General features: G+C 63.4%; 14 protein-coding genes. 9 read left to right on the top strand and 5 right to left on the bottom strand.

Going from position 1 to position 15,704, the window contains the following annotated elements:
* Nucleotides 1-57: 57 nt before the first annotated feature.
* Both GEV38_RS22255 and GEV38_RS22250 read right to left on the bottom strand, forming a co-directional pair.
* Entirely contained in the window at nucleotides 58-1,530 is a 1,473-nt protein-coding gene (locus tag GEV38_RS22255; RefSeq protein ID WP_013974049.1) for an inorganic phosphate transporter, read from the bottom strand.
* Nucleotides 1,531-1,841: 311 nt separating this feature from the next.
* Entirely contained in the window at nucleotides 1,842-2,042 is a 201-nt protein-coding gene (locus GEV38_RS22250; RefSeq protein WP_003259583.1) for a hypothetical protein, read from the bottom strand.
* A 493-nt stretch (nucleotides 2,043-2,535) separates the two neighbouring features.
* Between GEV38_RS22250 and pcaR the strand changes: the two genes are divergently transcribed.
* The 9 genes from pcaR (at nucleotide 2,536) to pcaC (ending at nucleotide 12,219) form a co-directional block, all read left to right on the top strand.
* Nucleotides 2,536-3,426: a pca regulon transcriptional regulator PcaR gene (gene pcaR / locus GEV38_RS22245; protein WP_013974048.1), complete on the top strand. Its 891-nt coding sequence runs from the start codon at nucleotides 2,536-2,538 to the stop codon at nucleotides 3,424-3,426.
* Nucleotides 3,427-3,753: 327 nt separating this feature from the next.
* Nucleotides 3,754-5,100 (top strand): MFS transporter, encoded by a 1,347-nt coding sequence (locus GEV38_RS22240; RefSeq protein ID WP_015271655.1) that lies wholly within the window; start codon nucleotides 3,754-3,756, stop codon nucleotides 5,098-5,100.
* 230 nt (nucleotides 5,101-5,330) lie between these two features.
* Nucleotides 5,331-6,191, top strand: coding sequence for a CoA transferase subunit A (locus tag GEV38_RS22235; protein ID WP_015271654.1), 861 nt, complete (start codon nucleotides 5,331-5,333; stop codon nucleotides 6,189-6,191).
* A complete protein-coding gene (locus GEV38_RS22230) occupies nucleotides 6,188-6,967 on the top strand; it encodes a CoA-transferase subunit beta (protein WP_015271653.1) in 780 nt (259 codons plus the stop codon). Before GEV38_RS22235 ends, GEV38_RS22230 begins: the two co-directional genes overlap by 4 nt.
* On the top strand, nucleotides 6,964-8,169 hold the full coding sequence (gene pcaF, locus GEV38_RS22225; protein ID WP_169774743.1) for a 3-oxoadipyl-CoA thiolase: 1,206 nt from the start codon (nucleotides 6,964-6,966) through the stop codon (nucleotides 8,167-8,169). Before GEV38_RS22230 ends, pcaF begins: the two co-directional genes overlap by 4 nt.
* Nucleotides 8,170-8,358: 189 nt before the next feature.
* Entirely contained in the window at nucleotides 8,359-9,648 is a 1,290-nt protein-coding gene (locus GEV38_RS22220) for an MFS family transporter (protein ID WP_015271652.1), read from the top strand.
* 9 nt (nucleotides 9,649-9,657) lie between these two features.
* Entirely contained in the window at nucleotides 9,658-11,010 is a 1,353-nt protein-coding gene (locus GEV38_RS22215) for a 3-carboxy-cis,cis-muconate cycloisomerase (RefSeq protein WP_054571992.1), read from the top strand.
* 11 nt (nucleotides 11,011-11,021) lie between these two features.
* Nucleotides 11,022-11,813 (top strand): 3-oxoadipate enol-lactonase, encoded by a 792-nt coding sequence (gene pcaD / locus GEV38_RS22210; protein ID WP_015271650.1) that lies wholly within the window; start codon nucleotides 11,022-11,024, stop codon nucleotides 11,811-11,813.
* Nucleotides 11,814-11,823: 10 nt separating this feature from the next.
* Complete coding sequence (gene pcaC, locus GEV38_RS22205; protein WP_054571991.1) at nucleotides 11,824-12,219, top strand: 4-carboxymuconolactone decarboxylase; 396 nt, start codon at nucleotides 11,824-11,826, stop codon at nucleotides 12,217-12,219.
* 113 nt (nucleotides 12,220-12,332) lie between these two features.
* Here the strand turns inward: pcaC and GEV38_RS22200 are convergent, their stop codons facing one another.
* From GEV38_RS22200 to GEV38_RS22190, 3 genes are all read right to left on the bottom strand, one after another.
* Complete coding sequence (locus tag GEV38_RS22200) at nucleotides 12,333-12,857, bottom strand: DUF962 domain-containing protein (RefSeq protein ID WP_015271648.1); 525 nt, start codon at nucleotides 12,855-12,857, stop codon at nucleotides 12,333-12,335.
* A gap of 192 nt (nucleotides 12,858-13,049) precedes the next feature.
* Nucleotides 13,050-13,973: a LysR family transcriptional regulator gene (locus GEV38_RS22195; RefSeq protein WP_015271647.1), complete on the bottom strand. Its 924-nt coding sequence runs from the start codon at nucleotides 13,971-13,973 to the stop codon at nucleotides 13,050-13,052.
* Between the two features lie 183 nt (nucleotides 13,974-14,156).
* On the bottom strand, nucleotides 14,157-15,413 hold the full coding sequence (locus GEV38_RS22190; protein WP_015271646.1) for an OprD family porin: 1,257 nt from the start codon (nucleotides 15,411-15,413) through the stop codon (nucleotides 14,157-14,159).
* Nucleotides 15,414-15,704: the final 291 nt, after the last annotated feature.

The following is a 15,704-nucleotide window of genomic DNA, read 5'->3' as shown; positions in this document are numbered from 1 at the left end:
GTGTTTGCGGATACGAAAAAGGCGCCCGAGGGCGCCTTCTTCTTATTGCGGTATCACTCAGCCAATGGCTTTGGACGCCAGCCAGAACAGGCCGGCCGCCAGGCCCATCGACGCAGGCAGGGTCAGTACCCAGGCCAGCAGGATGGTCTTCACGGTGCCGCCTTGCAGGCCGCTCTTGTTGGCGACCATGGTGCCGGCCACACCGGACGACAGCACGTGGGTGGTCGATACCGGCAGGGCGAAGATGTTGGCCATGCCGATGGCACAGGCCGCGGTGATCTGTGCCGACATGCCCTGGGCATAGGTCATGCCCTGCTTGCCGATCTTCTCGCCAACGGTCAGTACCACGCGCTTCCAGCCGACCATGGTACCCAGGCCCAGGGCCAGGGCGACGGCCACGATCACCCAGAACGGGGCGTACTCGGTAGTGGCGGTCAGGTCTTTGCGCAGTTTTTCCAGATCGGCCTTTTCACGGGCTTCCAGACCTGGCAGCTTGCCGACCTTCTTCGCCGTGTCGTCCAGGCACAGCAGGTAGCGGCGCACTTCGACACGCTTGTCGGCACTCAGGCTGTGGTAGTCGGTCACGCCCTGCAGCGAGGACTGCAGCGCGGCAATGGTCGGCTCGGTCTGCTGCGGGTTGCAGCTGAACTGCTCCGGCAGGTCGCTGGACTTGGCCTTGCCCAGTGCCAGGAACTCGCCCAGGGTGGCGGCGTTGCGCTGGTAGAACTGGCTCATGTGCAAGGTGGCGTCGCGGGTACGCTCGATCTGGTAGGTGGTGCTGTTCAGGTCGAGGACGAATTTGGCCGGGACGATACCGATCAGCACCAGCATGATCAGGCCGATGCCTTTCTGGCCGTCGTTGGAGCCGTGCACGAAGCTCACACCCATGGCCGAAACCACCAGTACCAGGCGGTTCCAGAACGGTGGGTGCTTCTTGTCGTCGAGCTTGCGGCGCTGCTCGGGGGTCTTGTGCATCTTCGACAGCGGGCGCCACCACTTGAGGCCGATCAGCACCATAGCGGCAACGGCGAAGCCGGCCATCGGCGAGACCACCAGCGACATGGCGATGTCGATAGCCTTCTGCCAGTTGACACCGTCGCCCAGCGGGATGTCGTTGATCAGGGCGTTGGCCAGGCCGACGCCGAGGATGGAGCCGATCAGCGTGTGCGAGCTGGAGGCGGGGATACCGAAGTACCAGGTGCCCAGGTTCCAGGTGATGGCCGCAGCCAGCAGCGAGAAGACCATGGCCAGGCCGTGTCCGGTGTTCACATTGATCAGCAGCTCTACTGGCAGCAGGTGCACGATGGCATAGGCCACCCCGACACCGCCGAGCAGAACGCCAAGGAAGTTGAACACGCCGGAGAAGAACACGGCGAGGTGCGGCGGCATGGCTTTGGTATAGATGACGGTAGCTACCGCGTTGGCGGTGTCATGAAAGCCATTGATGAACTCGAAGGCGAGCACGAAGGTCAAGGCGAGCAGCAGGCTCACCAACACCCAGGCATCCAGTCCGCTGAATAATTCGATCATGAAGGTTGTCTGGCGGTCTTAGGGGGGCGGGATTATGCCAGAAAACGTTGGCAATCGATGCATTTGCGACAGACCGACGGCAATCTTCCTGACGCGAGCGTGATGTGCACGGTGCGACGTGCCGGCAGGGAAATATCCGCTAAAGCGCGTAAAAGCTGGCGAAAACCGGCAAAAAGCTGGAAAAAAAGCCGCTTCGCTTCTTTTCAAACGGTCGTATGAAATTTGTGTAATTCCATTTCACCTTCGGCCGGACAGTAAAGATCGACCGCGCCCGGGCTGGCCGGGCGACGACGCGCTGGCGTGGTCCCGGGTCAGGGAGTGTCGCTGCGCAGTTCCTTTTCCATACGTTCCAGTTCCTGGCTGAAGGCCTGGTCGCGCACGCTGGCGCGCTTGCGCCAAGGTTTGCGTTCCGGATCCGGTTGTGCGGCGTAAGTGGTGACTTCGCCACCATAAACATCCTTGTAACGTTCAGCCTGGCGCTCGAGTTCCGCGCGCAGTTCATCTTTCGTCACAGTAGTACCTGAATTAAGTTAAGTTTGATGACAGTTGTTAAGCGTTGTGCAGCGTGCACATGCCTTGCTGGCCGCAACGGCTTGATACAGCGGAGGGTTCCATTACCACGGCATCGTCGAGGCCTGCGCAATCGATTATAGCAATCGATATTCGCCGAACATCGTAATTTACCCAACCCTGACATCACAAGACGCAAGTAATGGAATGCATTCGATGACAGTTTGGGCCTTTCGTACAAGTTTGAAAGGCAATACGGACAAAAGTTCGTTGCAGTGCAGCAGCGGGACAGTCGACCGGGAGGGTAATGAAAAACGGCCTCGCCAAAAGGCGAGGCCGTTGCCTGGGGACTTCTACGGTGGGTACCTGACCAGTCTCTCCAAAGAAGCCACAAGTGGCATGAGAAAGGTATAAGTAAAAGTGTCAGCGGTCAATTGCGATTATCGGCCGTTTGTTCGATAATCGCACGAGTGGGCGTTTTTTTTGAGGTGTGCGATGAGTGACGAAACCTTGGCCAGCGATTCCGTCAATCCAGAGTCGGTCAACCTGGAGCAGGGGCGACCTGCCTCGGCAGCCCTGGCACCACCGATCGTGGCGTCACCGGCCAAGCGCATCCAGGCCTTCACCGGCGACCCGGACTTCATGACCTCCCTGGCGCGAGGCCTGGCAGTCATCCAGGCCTTTCAGGAACGCAAGCGCCACCTGACCATCGCCCAGATCAGCCACCGCACCGAAATCCCCCGTGCTGCGGTACGCCGTTGCCTGCACACGTTGATCAAGCTGGGTTACGCCACCACCGACGGGCGCACCTATTCGCTGTTGCCCAAAGTGCTGACGCTGGGGCATGCGTACCTGTCGTCGACGCCGCTGGCGATTTCCGCCCAGCCTTACCTGGACCGCATCAGCGACCAGCTGCACGAGGCGGCCAACATGGCCACGCTGGAAGGTGACGACATCCTTTATATAGCCCGTTCGGCGACCGTGGAGCGGTTGATTTCGGTCGACCTGTCGGTGGGCGGGCGCCTGCCGGCCTATTGCACATCGATGGGGCGTATTCTGTTGGCGGCCATGGACGACACCAGCCTGCGTGAATACCTGGAGCGTGCCGACCTGAAGGCGCGTACCAGCCGTACCTTGCACGACCCCGAGTCGCTGTTCGCCTGTATCCAGCAGGTGCGTGCCCAGGGCTGGTGCGTGGTAGACCAGGAGCTGGAGCAGGGGCTGCGCTCGATTGCGGTGCCGGTGTATGACGCCTCGGGGCAGGTGCTGGCGGCTTTGAATGTGAGTACCCATGTCGGGCGGGTGACGCGCAGTGAGCTGGAGCAGCGGTTCTTGCCGATCCTGCTGGCGGCCAGCCGGGACCTATGTCATCAGTTGTTTGGTTGAGCCCCGAAGGGGCGCACAGCGCGCCACTTTCAAATTTAGAACAGGCAAAACCCTTTCCTGTGCGATAAACGCACAGTGTCGTTCGCGGTGAATTGCGCCGCCTCCGCTCGCTGATTAATGTCTCTCGCAACGGTCGGCTGTGCCGACCGAACAAGAAAAACATAAGAGGCACTTAACATGAATACTGTCCCCTCGCTGCCGCGGCCGCACCCGCGCGCAGTACCGTTATATCCAGGCTGACGCCGGCTGCATCCCCAAATCATCGTCCTCTGTACCGTTTGATCGCGTGCAGTGGGCTGGCTGTGCCCCTCATTCTGGAAAACAATAATGAATCAAGCGCAAACCAACGTCGGCAATAGCCTCGACGTCCAGTCGTTCATCAATCAGCAGCCGCTGTCCCGCTACCAATGGCGGGTGGTGTTGCTGTGCTTCCTGATCGTCTTCCTCGATGGCCTGGACACCGCCGCCATGGGCTTCATCGCCCCGGCCCTTTCGCAGGAGTGGGGGATAGACCGCGCCAGCCTCGGCCCGGTCATGAGTGCTGCATTGATCGGTATGGTTTTCGGTGCCCTCGGCTCCGGCCCGCTGGCGGACCGTTTTGGCCGCAAGGGCGTGCTGGTGGGCGCAGTGCTGGTATTCGGTGGCTTCAGCCTGGCCTCGGCCTATGCCACCAACGTCGATCAGTTGCTGGTGTTGCGCTTCCTGACTGGCCTGGGCCTTGGTGCAGGTATGCCCAACGCCACCACGCTATTGTCTGAATATACCCCCGAGCGCCTCAAGTCGCTGCTGGTGACCAGCATGTTCTGCGGCTTCAACCTGGGCATGGCCGGTGGTGGTTTCATTTCCGCCAAGATGATCCCGGCCTACGGCTGGCACAGCCTGCTGGTGATCGGTGGCGTGCTGCCGTTGCTGCTGGCGCTGGTGCTGATGGTATGGCTGCCGGAGTCGGCGCGGTTCCTGGTGGTGCGCAATCGGGGCACCGACAAGGTGCGCCAGACCTTGTCGCCCATCGCGCCGCAGGTGGTGGCCGAGGCGGGCAGTTTCAGCGTGCCGGAACAGAAGGCGGTGGCCGCGCGCAACGTGTTCGCGCTGATCTTCTCCGGTACCTACGGCATGGGCACCATGCTGTTGTGGCTGACCTACTTCATGGGCCTGGTGATCGTCTATCTGCTGACCAGCTGGTTGCCAACCTTGATGCGCGACAGCGGCGCGAGCATGGAACAGGCCGCCTTCATCGGCGCACTGTTCCAGTTCGGTGGCGTGCTGAGCGCCGTCGGTGTGGGTTGGGCCATGGACCGCTTCAATCCGCACAAGGTGATCGGCATTTTCTACCTGCTGGCCGGGGTGTTCGCCTACGCCGTGGGGCAGAGCCTGGGCAACATCACCGTATTGGCCACGCTGGTGCTGGTTGCCGGCATGTGCGTGAACGGCGCCCAATCGGCGATGCCTTCGCTGGCGGCGCGCTTCTATCCGACACAGGGCCGCGCCACAGGGGTATCGTGGATGCTGGGTATAGGCCGCTTCGGTGCGATTCTCGGGGCCTGGAGTGGTGCGACGCTGCTGGGGCTGGGCTGGAACTTCGAACAGGTGCTCACGGCATTGCTGGTGCCGGCGGGGCTGGCGACCGTGGGTGTGATCGTGAAAGGGCTGGTGAGCCACGCTGACGCGACCTGAAGCCCGAGGGCCGCTGTGCGGCCCTTCGCAGCACAAGGCTGCTCCTATAACGGCGACGCCGCCCTCTGTAGGAGCAGCCTTGTGCTGCGAAGAATTCGACACGGTAGTGAATGAGTAGCAGGACAACAAATGGTTCGATAATCGCACAAATAGTCGATTATCGGATTGTAAGCCACCCACCAGTCTCCTTAATCTGAGCTCACCGAAGCACCCTGACCAGGAGTCTCCAAATGGCTGCAATTCTCCCGCTTCACGAAGCCGTGAAGCAGTTCATCCAGGATGGCGATACCGTCGCCCTCGAAGGTTTCACCCACCTGATCCCGACTGCCGCCGGCCACGAGATCATCCGTCAGGGCAAGCGCGACCTGACCCTGGTGCGCATGACTCCGGACCTTATCTACGACCAGCTGATCGGCGCCGGCTGCGCCAGCAAGCTGATCTTCTCCTGGGGTGGTAACCCAGGTGTCGGCTCGCTGCACCGCCTGCGTGATGCCGTCGAGAAGCAGTGGCCACACGCCATCGAAATCGAAGAACACAGCCATGCCGACCTGGCAAACGCCTATGTCGCCGGTGCTTCTGGCCTGCCGTTCGCCGTGCTGCGTGCCTACGCCGGCTCCGACCTGCCGAAGGTCAACCCGCTGATCAAGAGCGTCACCTGCCCGTTCACCGGTGAAGTGCTGGCAGCCGTGCCGTCGGTGCGCCCGGATGTGACCGTGATCCACGCGCAAAAGGCCGACCGCAAAGGCAATGTGCTGCTGTGGGGCATCCTCGGCGTGCAGAAGGAAGCCGCCCTGGCCGCCAAGCGCTGCATCGTCACCGTCGAGGAAATCGTCGACGACTTGCAGGCCCCGATGAACGCCTGTGTGCTGCCGACCTGGGCCCTGAGCGCGGTATGCCTGGTACCTGGCGGTGCGCACCCGTCCTATGCCCACGGCTACTACGAGCGTGACAACCGCTTCTACCAGGCCTGGGACCCGATCGCGCGTAGCCGCGAATCGTTCACCGCCTGGATCGACACCTACATCCGTGGCACTGCCGATTTCAACGAATTCAAGGCCAAGCTGGCCAGCACTGCGGAGGCCGCACAATGAGCTACTCCACTTCCGAAATGATGACCGTCGCTGCAGCACGTCGCCTGCGCAACGGTGCTGTGTGCTTCGTCGGCATCGGCCTGCCGTCCAAGGCTGCCAACCTGGCGCGCCTGACATCGTCGCCAGACGTGGTGCTGATCTACGAATCCGGCCCGATCGGCGCCAAGCCAAGTGTGCTGCCGCTGTCTATCGGCGACGGCGAGCTGGCCGAAACCGCTGACACCGTGGTGCCGACCGGCGAGATCTTCCGCTACTGGCTGCAAGGTGGGCGCATCGACGTCGGCTTCCTCGGCGCTGCCCAGGTCGACCGCTTCGGCAACATCAACACTACCGTCGTCGGTGATTACCACGCCCCGAAAACCCGCCTGCCAGGTGCTGGTGGTGCACCGGAAATCGCTGGTTCTGCCAAGCAGGTACTGATCATCCTCAAGCAGTCGCCGCGTGCCTTTGTCGACAAGCTGGACTTCATCACCTCGGTTGGCCACGGTGAAGGCGGCGACTCGCGCAAACGCCTTGGCCTGCCAGGCGACGGCCCGGTCGGCATTATCACCGACCTGTGCATCATGGAGCCGGAAGCCGGGACCCACGAATTCGTCGTCACTGCGATCCACCCGGGTGTGACCCGCGAGCAGATCATCGCCGCCACTGGCTGGGCGATCCGCTTTGCCGACGATGTGCAGACCACCGCCGAACCGACCGAAGTCGAGCTGTCCGCTCTGCGTGACCTCGAAGCCCGTACCGCCGCGGCCCATGGCCAGGTCGCAGGAGAAGCTTGATGCGCGACGTATTCATCTGTGACGCCATTCGCACCCCGATCGGCCGCTTCGGTGGCGCCCTGGCCGGCGTGCGGGCCGACGACCTGGCCGCCGTACCGCTGAAGGCGCTGATCGAGCGCAACCCGACCGTGCAGTGGGATCAGGTTGACGAAGTGTTCTTCGGCTGCGCCAACCAGGCTGGTGAAGACAACCGCAACGTGGCACGCATGGCGCTGCTGCTGGCCGGCCTGCCGGAGAGCATTCCGGGTGTCACCCTGAATCGCCTGTGCGCGTCGGGCATGGATGCCATCGGCACTGCCTTCCGCGCCATTGCCAGCGGCGAAATGGAGCTGGCTATTGCCGGCGGCGTCGAGTCGATGTCGCGTGCCCCGTTCGTCATGGGCAAGGCCGAAAGCGGCTATTCGCGCAACATGAAGCTCGAAGACACCACCATCGGCTGGCGTTTCATCAACCCGCTGATGAAGAGCCAGTACGGTGTGGACTCCATGCCGGAAACCGCCGACAACGTGGCCGACGATTACCAGGTTTCGCGTGCCGACCAGGACGCGTTCGCCCTGCGCAGCCAGCAGAAGGCAGCTGCGGCCCAGGCCGCCGGCTTCTTCGCCGAAGAGATCGTGCCGGTGCGTATCGCGCACAAGAAGGGCGAGACCATCGTCGAGCGTGACGAACACCTGCGCCCGGAAACCACGCTGGAAGCCTTGACCAAGCTCAAGCCGGTCAACGGCCCGGACAAGACCGTCACCGCTGGCAATGCCTCGGGCGTGAACGACGGTGCCGCGGCGTTGATCCTGGCTTCGGCCGAGGCTGTGAAGAAACACGGCCTGACCCCACGTGCCCGCGTACTGGGCATGGCCAGCGCCGGTGTTGCACCGCGAGTGATGGGCATTGGTCCGGTGCCGGCAGTGCGCAAGCTGACCGAGCGCCTGGGTGTGGCGGTGAATGATTTCGATGTGATCGAGCTCAACGAAGCCTTTGCCAGCCAAGGTCTGGCGGTGCTGCGTGAGCTGGGTGTGGCCGACGATGCACCGCAGGTGAACCCCAACGGCGGTGCCATCGCCCTGGGCCACCCGCTGGGCATGAGCGGTGCGCGCCTGGTGTTGACTGCGCTTCACCAGCTGGAGAAGAGCGGTGGGCGTAAGGGCCTGGCGACCATGTGTGTGGGCGTAGGCCAAGGTTTGGCGCTGGCCATCGAGCGGGTTTGACTTGTACCGGCCTCTTCGCGGGTAAATCCGCTCCCACAGGGGGAACCACGCCTCCCGCTGTGGGAGCGGGCTTGCCCGCGAAGAGGCCGGTCCTGCCAGACTCAAGGCCAGTTGCCAGCCAGATAGCGGAACGAGTGTGTTACCAGGTGTGTCTAGAATTACCTGCGACCCTCCAGGAGTAAACTCACCATGACCTCAACCTATTACACCGGCGAAGAACGCAGCAAACGCATCTTCGCTATCGTTGGTGCCTCTTCAGGCAACCTGGTGGAATGGTTCGACTTCTACGTCTATGCCTTCTGCGCGATCTACTTTGCCCCGGCTTTCTTCCCCTCCGACGACCCCACCGTGCAGTTGTTGAACACGGCAGGCGTGTTCGCCGCGGGCTTTCTGATGCGCCCCATCGGTGGCTGGATCTTCGGCCGCCTCGCTGACCGCCATGGTCGCAAGAATTCCCTGATGATCTCGGTGCTGATGATGTGCTTCGGCTCCCTGATGATCGCCTGCCTGCCTACCTATGCCAGCATCGGCACCTGGGCCCCGGCGCTGCTTTTGCTGGCCCGGTTGATCCAGGGCCTGTCGGTAGGCGGCGAGTACGGCACCACTGCCACTTACATGAGTGAAGTAGCCCTGCGCGGCCAGCGCGGTTTCTTTGCCTCGTTCCAGTACGTGACCCTGATCGGCGGCCAGTTGCTGGCGGTGCTGGTGGTGGTGATCCTGCAGCAACTGCTCACCGAAGAAGAGCTGCGCGCCTGGGGCTGGCGCATTCCGTTCGTGGTCGGTGCCATTGCCGCACTGATCTCGCTGATGCTGCGCCGCTCGCTGCATGAGACCAGCAGCGCCGAAACCCGCCAGGACAAGGATGCCGGCACCATCAAGGGCCTGTTCCGCGACCATGCGGCGGCCTTCATCACCGTGCTCGGCTATACCGCGGGCGGTTCGCTGATCTTCTATACCTTCACCACCTACATGCAGAAGTACCTGGTCAACACCGCTGGCATGACCGCGAAGAACGCCAGCTATGTGATGACCGGTGCGCTGTTCCTGTTCATGGTGCTACAGCCGTTCTTTGGCATGCTCTCCGACCGCATCGGTCGGCGTAATTCGATGATGCTGTTCGGTGCCCTGGGGACGCTGTTTACCGTGCCGTTGCTGATGGCGCTGAAAACCGTGAGCAGCCCGTTCATGGCCTTCGTGCTGATTACCCTGGCGTTGTGTATCGTCAGTTTCTATACCTCGATCAGCGGCCTGGTGAAGGCCGAGATGTTCCCGCCGCAGGTGCGCGCACTGGGCGTGGGCCTGGCCTATGCAGTGGCGAACGCGGCGTTCGGCGGTTCGGCCGAGTACGTGGCCCTGGGCCTGAAGACCCTGGGCATGGAAAACACTTTCTACTGGTACGTGACGGCGATGATGGCGATTGCCTTCCTGTTCAGCCTGCGCCTGCCGAAGCAGGCGGCCTACCTGCACCACGATAATTAAGGACGTGGCATGACCAACCAACTGTTCGACGCCTACTTCACCGCACCGGCCATGCGCGAGATCTTCTCCGACCGTGGCCGCCTGCAGGGCATGCTCGATTTCGAGGCGGCGCTGGCGCGTGCCGAGGCGGCTGCCGGGCTGGTCCCGCATAGCGCTGTAGCGGCCATCGAGGCGGCGTGCCACGCCGAGCGCTATGACGTTGGCGCGCTGGCCAATGCCATCGCCACTGCTGGCAACTCGGCGATCCCGCTGGTGAAGGCGTTGGGCAAGGTGATTGCCAGTGGCGTGCCCGAAGCCGAGCGCTATGTGCACCTGGGCGCCACCAGCCAGGACGCGATGGACACCGGGCTGGTCCTGCAACTGCGTGCTGCCCTCGACCTGATCGAAGCCGATCTAGGCAAGCTCGCCGATACCCTGTCGCGCCAGGCTTTGCAGCACGCCGACACGCCGCTGGTGGGGCGCACCTGGCTGCAGCACGCCACCCCCGTGACCTTGGGGATGAAACTGGCCGGCGTGCTGGGCGCCTTGACCCGTCACCGCCAGCGCTTGCAGGAGCTGCGCCCACGCTTGCTGGTGCTGCAGTTCGGCGGCGCCTCGGGCAGCCTGGCGGCGTTGGGCAGCAAGGCGATGCCGGTAGCCGAAGCCCTGGCCGAGCAGCTCAAGCTGACCCTGCCCGAGCAGCCCTGGCACACCCAGCGCGACCGCCTGGTGGAGTTTGCCTCGGTGCTGGGCCTGATCGCTGGTAGCCTGGGCAAGTTCGGCCGCGATGTCAGCTTGCTGATGCAGACCGAGGCGGGGGAACTGTTCGAGCCTTCCGCGCCGGGCAAGGGTGGGTCTTCGACCATGCCGCACAAGCGCAACCCTGTCGGCGCCGCGGTGCTGATCGGCGCCGCGACCCGCGTGCCGGGGCTGGTCTCTACGCTGTTCGCCGCCATGCCCCAGGAGCACGAGCGCAGCCTCGGTCTGTGGCATGCCGAATGGGAAACCCTGCCGGACATCTGCTGCCTGGTATCTGGTGCGCTGCGCCAGGCCCAGGTGATTGCCGAGGGCATGGAAGTGGATGCCGCGCGCATGCGCCGTAACCTCGACCTGACCCAGGGCCTGGTGCTGGCCGAAGCGGTGAGCATCGTCCTCGCCCAGCGCCTGGGCCGCGACCACGCCCATCACCTGCTGGAGCAGTGCTGCCAGCGCGCTGTGGCCGAACAGCGCCACCTGCGCACCGTGCTGGGTGAAGAGCCGCAGGTCAGTGCCGAGCTGTCTGCCGAAGAACTCGATCGCTTGCTCGACCCCGCCCATTACCTGGGCCAGGCCCGCGTCTGGGTGGCGCGCGCCGTGTCCGAACATCAACGTTTCACTGCCTGAAGGAGACCGCTGTGGCGCACTTGCAACTGGCCGATGGCGTTTTGAATTACCAGATCGATGGCCCGGAAAACGCCCCGGTGCTGGTCCTGTCCAACTCGCTGGGCACCGACCTGGGCATGTGGGACACGCAGATTCCACTGTGGAGCCAGCACTTGCGCGTGCTGCGCTACGACACCCGTGGCCACGGTGGGTCGCTGGTCACTGAAGGCCCCTACAGCATCGAACAGCTGGGCCGTGACGTGCTGGCCCTGCTCGATGGCCTGGATATCGCCAAGGCGCACTTCGTCGGCCTGTCGATGGGCGGCTTGATCGGCCAGTGGCTGGGCATCAACGCAGGCGAGCGCCTGCACAGCCTGACCCTGTGCAACACCGCCGCCAAGATCGCCAACGACGAGGTGTGGAACACCCGTATCGACACCGTGCTCAAGGGCGGGCAGCAGGCCATGGTCGACCTGCGCGATGCCTCCATCGCCCGCTGGTTCACCCCAGGCTTCGCCCAGGCCCAGCCAGCGCAGGCCCAGCGCATCTGCCAGATGCTGGCGCAAACCAGCCCGCAAGGTTATGCCGGCAACTGCGCGGCGGTGCGTGATGCCGATTACCGCGAGCAACTGGGCCGTATCCAGGTGCCGGCGCTGATCGTTGCCGGTACCGAGGACGTGGTGACCACTCCGGAGCACGGCCGCTTCATGCAGGCCGGTATCGCGGGTGCCGAGTACGTCGACTTCCCGGCGGCGCACCTGTCCAACGTCGAGATCGGCGAGGCGTTCAGCCGCCGTGTGCTCGACTTCCTGCTGGCTCACTGAGGATACCGCCATGGACGAGAAACAACGTTACGACGCCGGCATGCAAGTACGCCGCGCAGTGCTTGGCGATGCCCACGTGGACCGCAGCCTGGAGAAGCTCAACGAATTCAACGGCGAGTTCCAGGAGATGATCACCCGCCACGCCTGGGGTGACATCTGGACCCGCCCGGGCCTGCCGCGCCATACCCGTAGCCTGATCACCATCGCCATGCTGATTGGCATGAACCGCAACGACGAGCTGAAGCTGCACCTGCGCGCGGCGGCCAACAACGGCGTGACCCGCGACGAGATCAAGGAAGTGCTGATGCAGAGCGCGATCTATTGCGGCATTCCGGCGGCCAATGCCACCTTCCACATGGCTGAGTCGGTGTGGGATGAGCTGGGTGTGGAGTCGCGACAGCAGTAATGGCTGTACCGGCCCAATCGCCGGCAAGCCAGCTCCCACAGGGATTGCATCAGGCTTGAGGGCAGTGCAGTTCCTGTGGGAGCTGGCTTGCCGGCGATTGGACCATGGAATGTTTACATGGCCGCATTCTTCTGCCGCATGGCCACTGGGCCGGCGTTGCTTTCCACGGCTTGCTTCAGGGCCGGGCACAGGCCGAGCATGAATGCCGCTTCTGCCACCACGAACAACGGCCCGATGATCAATCCGCTGACATCGTCGACAAACGCCGGTTTGCGGCCTTCGTAGTAATGGCCGACGAACTGGATGATCCAGCCCACCACGAACGCTCCCAGCCCGGTGCCGAGCCACAGCGCTGTCGTCTGCATCGCCAGCACCTGGCCGACCCACAGGCATAGCCCAAGCAACAACCCCATCACCAGGCCGAAGCGCAGGTCCAGGCGCAGGTAGAACCAGACCGAGGCCGCCGCCGCAGGCAGGGCAGGGGACAGCCACATGCCGGCTACCTCCCAGCCTGGGCGCGACAGCAGGATAGTGACCGCCAGCACGATCATCGGGATGCCGACGAAGTGGGTGGCGATGTTGCGTGGGTCGCGGTGGTAGCTGGCGTATTGGCTCAGGTGGTCGACGAGGGTTTTCATTGTTGTGCCTCCCTGGTTGCCTGATCGAGGTGTATTGCTGTTCCGGCCTCTTCGCGGGTAAATCCGCTCCCACAGAGTCACTACAACTCCTGAGGGCTGCGCTGTACCTGTGGGAGCGGGTTCACCCGCGAATGGGGCGGTACAGGCGACCGATATAGCTCAGGATAGCCCGCTCCTGCCACCATCATCAGCTCAGCGAATGGCAGCAGCCCGCACTGGCATATCCAGCCCCACCAGCGTCTCGATCATCGCTCGCGCCGCCGGCGACAGCCGGTAACCGCTGCGGCTGACCACGCCACAGCGCACACTCAGCACTTCCAGCGCCGGTGGCAGGTTGCGCCAGTGCAGGCGCACCAGCCGGCCGCTGGCCAGGTCTTCGGCAACTGCTTCCTCGCTGGCGGTGCCGATGGCATCGCTGGCCTGCACCACACTGCGCAGCACGGCCAGGTGCTCGGTTTGCAGGTGCGGGGTGAAATCGCTGCGCCCGCTCAGGTTGGCCAGGCGCTTGCGCACACCGGGGGCGAGCAGGGCGCTGGCCAGCGGGTAGCTGAACAGGTCGTTGGTCGACAGGCTGTCCTTGGCCAGCAATGGGTGCCCCGGGCGGCAGAAGAACAGGCCGGGGCGCGTTGAAAGGGGCTCGGTGTGAAAGTTGGGATCGGCTTCGAACGGTCGGATATCGTCGACGAAAAATTCGATCTGCTCGCGGCGCAGGGCCTGGCCGAGGCGTTCGGCGTTGTCTACCAGCAGTGAGGTGCGGATGCCCGGGTGGCGTTCGAGAAAGTGGCGCAGGGCATCGGGCACCAGGCGCACGGCCAGCGCCGGGCCGCTGCCGAAATGCAACTCGCCGGCGTCGAGCTTGGTCATCTGCAGCACTTCGTTGCTCAGCTGCGCGGCACCTTGTACCAGGCGCCGGGCATGTTGCAGCACCACCAGGCCTTCGGGGGTGGGCGGCAGGGCTTTGCTGGCGCGGTCGACCAGTGGGCAGCCGAAGCTGTGTTCCAGACTCTGTATGGCACGGCTGAAGGCGGGTTGGGTGATGCCCATGGCCTCGGCGGCACGGACGAAGCTGCGGTATTCGGTGAGGGCGATGAAGTAGCGCAGCTGACGGAGGTCCATGTCATGGCTCTGGGGCGGGGATCAGGGGCCTATTCAAGCGGTTGCTGCATATGTCGTCAAAGAAGGTTTATTGATTTGTTTATAGCTTAGGGTTATTTGTTGTAGCTTCTGGCCTCTTCGCGGGCATGCCCGCTCCCACAGGGACCGCACAGGTTTCAAGGCTGGTGCGGTCCCGCGAAGAATTCAGAGGAGATTCAGCGGGTAACTCAGGATCAACCGGTTCTCATCGAACGAGTTGGTGCTGAAGTCCCGGCGCATGGTGGAGTTGCGCCACTTCACCGACAGGTCCTTGAAGCTGCCCGACTGCACCACATAGGCCAACTCGGTTTCCCGCGCCCATTCCTTGCCATCGTCCACACCGCCTGCGGTCACGTTGTCACCCTTGATGTAGCGGTTCATCAGGGTCAGGCCTGGCACGCCGACGGTGGCGAAGTTGAAGTCATGGCGCACCTGCCATGAGCGTTCCTTGGCGTTGTCGAAGCTGGAGTTGTAGCTGTCGTTTGCCAGAGTGCCGCCGCTGGTGCCGTTCACCCGCATCCAGGCGTCGTCGCCGCTGACTTTCTGCAGGCCGACGTAGATGGTGTGGCCCTGATAGCGTGCCGAGAGCATGGCCGAGGCGGTGCGGTTGTCCAGTTCGCCAGCGCGTTCGGCGCCGTCTTCCTTGCCGATGAAGTAGCCCAGGTTGGCGCCCAGGGTCCAGTCGCCCAGGGGTTGGCTGTGCACCAGGTTGAGGTACTGCTGGCGGTAGATGTCCTTGAGCTGAGCATTCCACAGGCCGATCATGGTGCGCTTGTCGTTGAAGGTGTATTCGCCGCCGCCAAAGTTGAAACGGTCGGAGGTGAACGCTGCCTTGCCGTTCATCGACATGTCTTCCATGCTGGCGTCGTTGCGCGGGCTGTTGCCGCGGAACTGGCCGGCGTACAGGGTCAGTCCGGCGATTTCCTTCGAGGTCAGCTGGCCGCCGCGGAAGGTCTGCGGCAGCGAGCGGCCATCGTCCGAGCGCAGGATCGGCAGTACCGGCATCCATTCACCCACTTTCAGCTCGGTTTCGGACAGCTTGGCTTTCAGTGCCACGCCCAGGCGGCCGAAGTCATCGGCCGGGCGGCCATCATCGTGCACCGGCAGCAGGTGGGTGTTGGTGGTGCCTTTGCCGCCGTCGAGCTTGACCGAGTACAGGCCCAGTACGTCCACGCCGAAACCGACGGTGCCCTGGGTGAAGCCGGAGCGGGCGTCGAGGATGAAGCTCTGCGTCCACTCCTCGGCCTTGGCCTGCGGGTGGGCCGGGTCGACGAAGTTGCGGTTGATGTAGAAGTTGCGCAGGTTGAGGGTGGCCTTGGCGTCCTCCAGGAAACCACCTTCGTCGGCGGCGAACACGGGGAGTGCGCAGGACATGGCCAACAGGCCGGGCAGCAGCTGGCGTGCGGGTTGCAAAGTGCTCATCTGTCGTGGATCTCTTGTTTTTATGGGCGAGCCGGTACGCTGCAGGATGCGGCCTGCAGGTGCGGGTCTTTTGGGATGAACCGGGGCAACGTTGCGTAGGGAGGATGGTGCGGGGTAGGGCAGGGGTGAGGCAATTCGCCACAAACGGAAACGGGCGATAATCGAACGGAATGTTCTGGTTGGTTAATTGTTTTTCCTGTGCTGGCCTCTTCGCGGGCGAGCCCGCGAAGAGGCTGGTCCAGGCAACACAAAACAAAAAGCCCACCGCGAGGGTGGGCTTGATGCTTTGAC

It is taken from the genome of Pseudomonas sp. 13159349, from assembly GCF_013305685.1.
Taxonomy (GTDB): Bacteria; Pseudomonadota; Gammaproteobacteria; order Pseudomonadales; family Pseudomonadaceae; genus Aquipseudomonas; species Aquipseudomonas asiatica.
The sequence above is the reverse complement of the archived record's forward strand: the minus strand, read 5'-3'. Positions and strand labels throughout refer to the sequence as shown.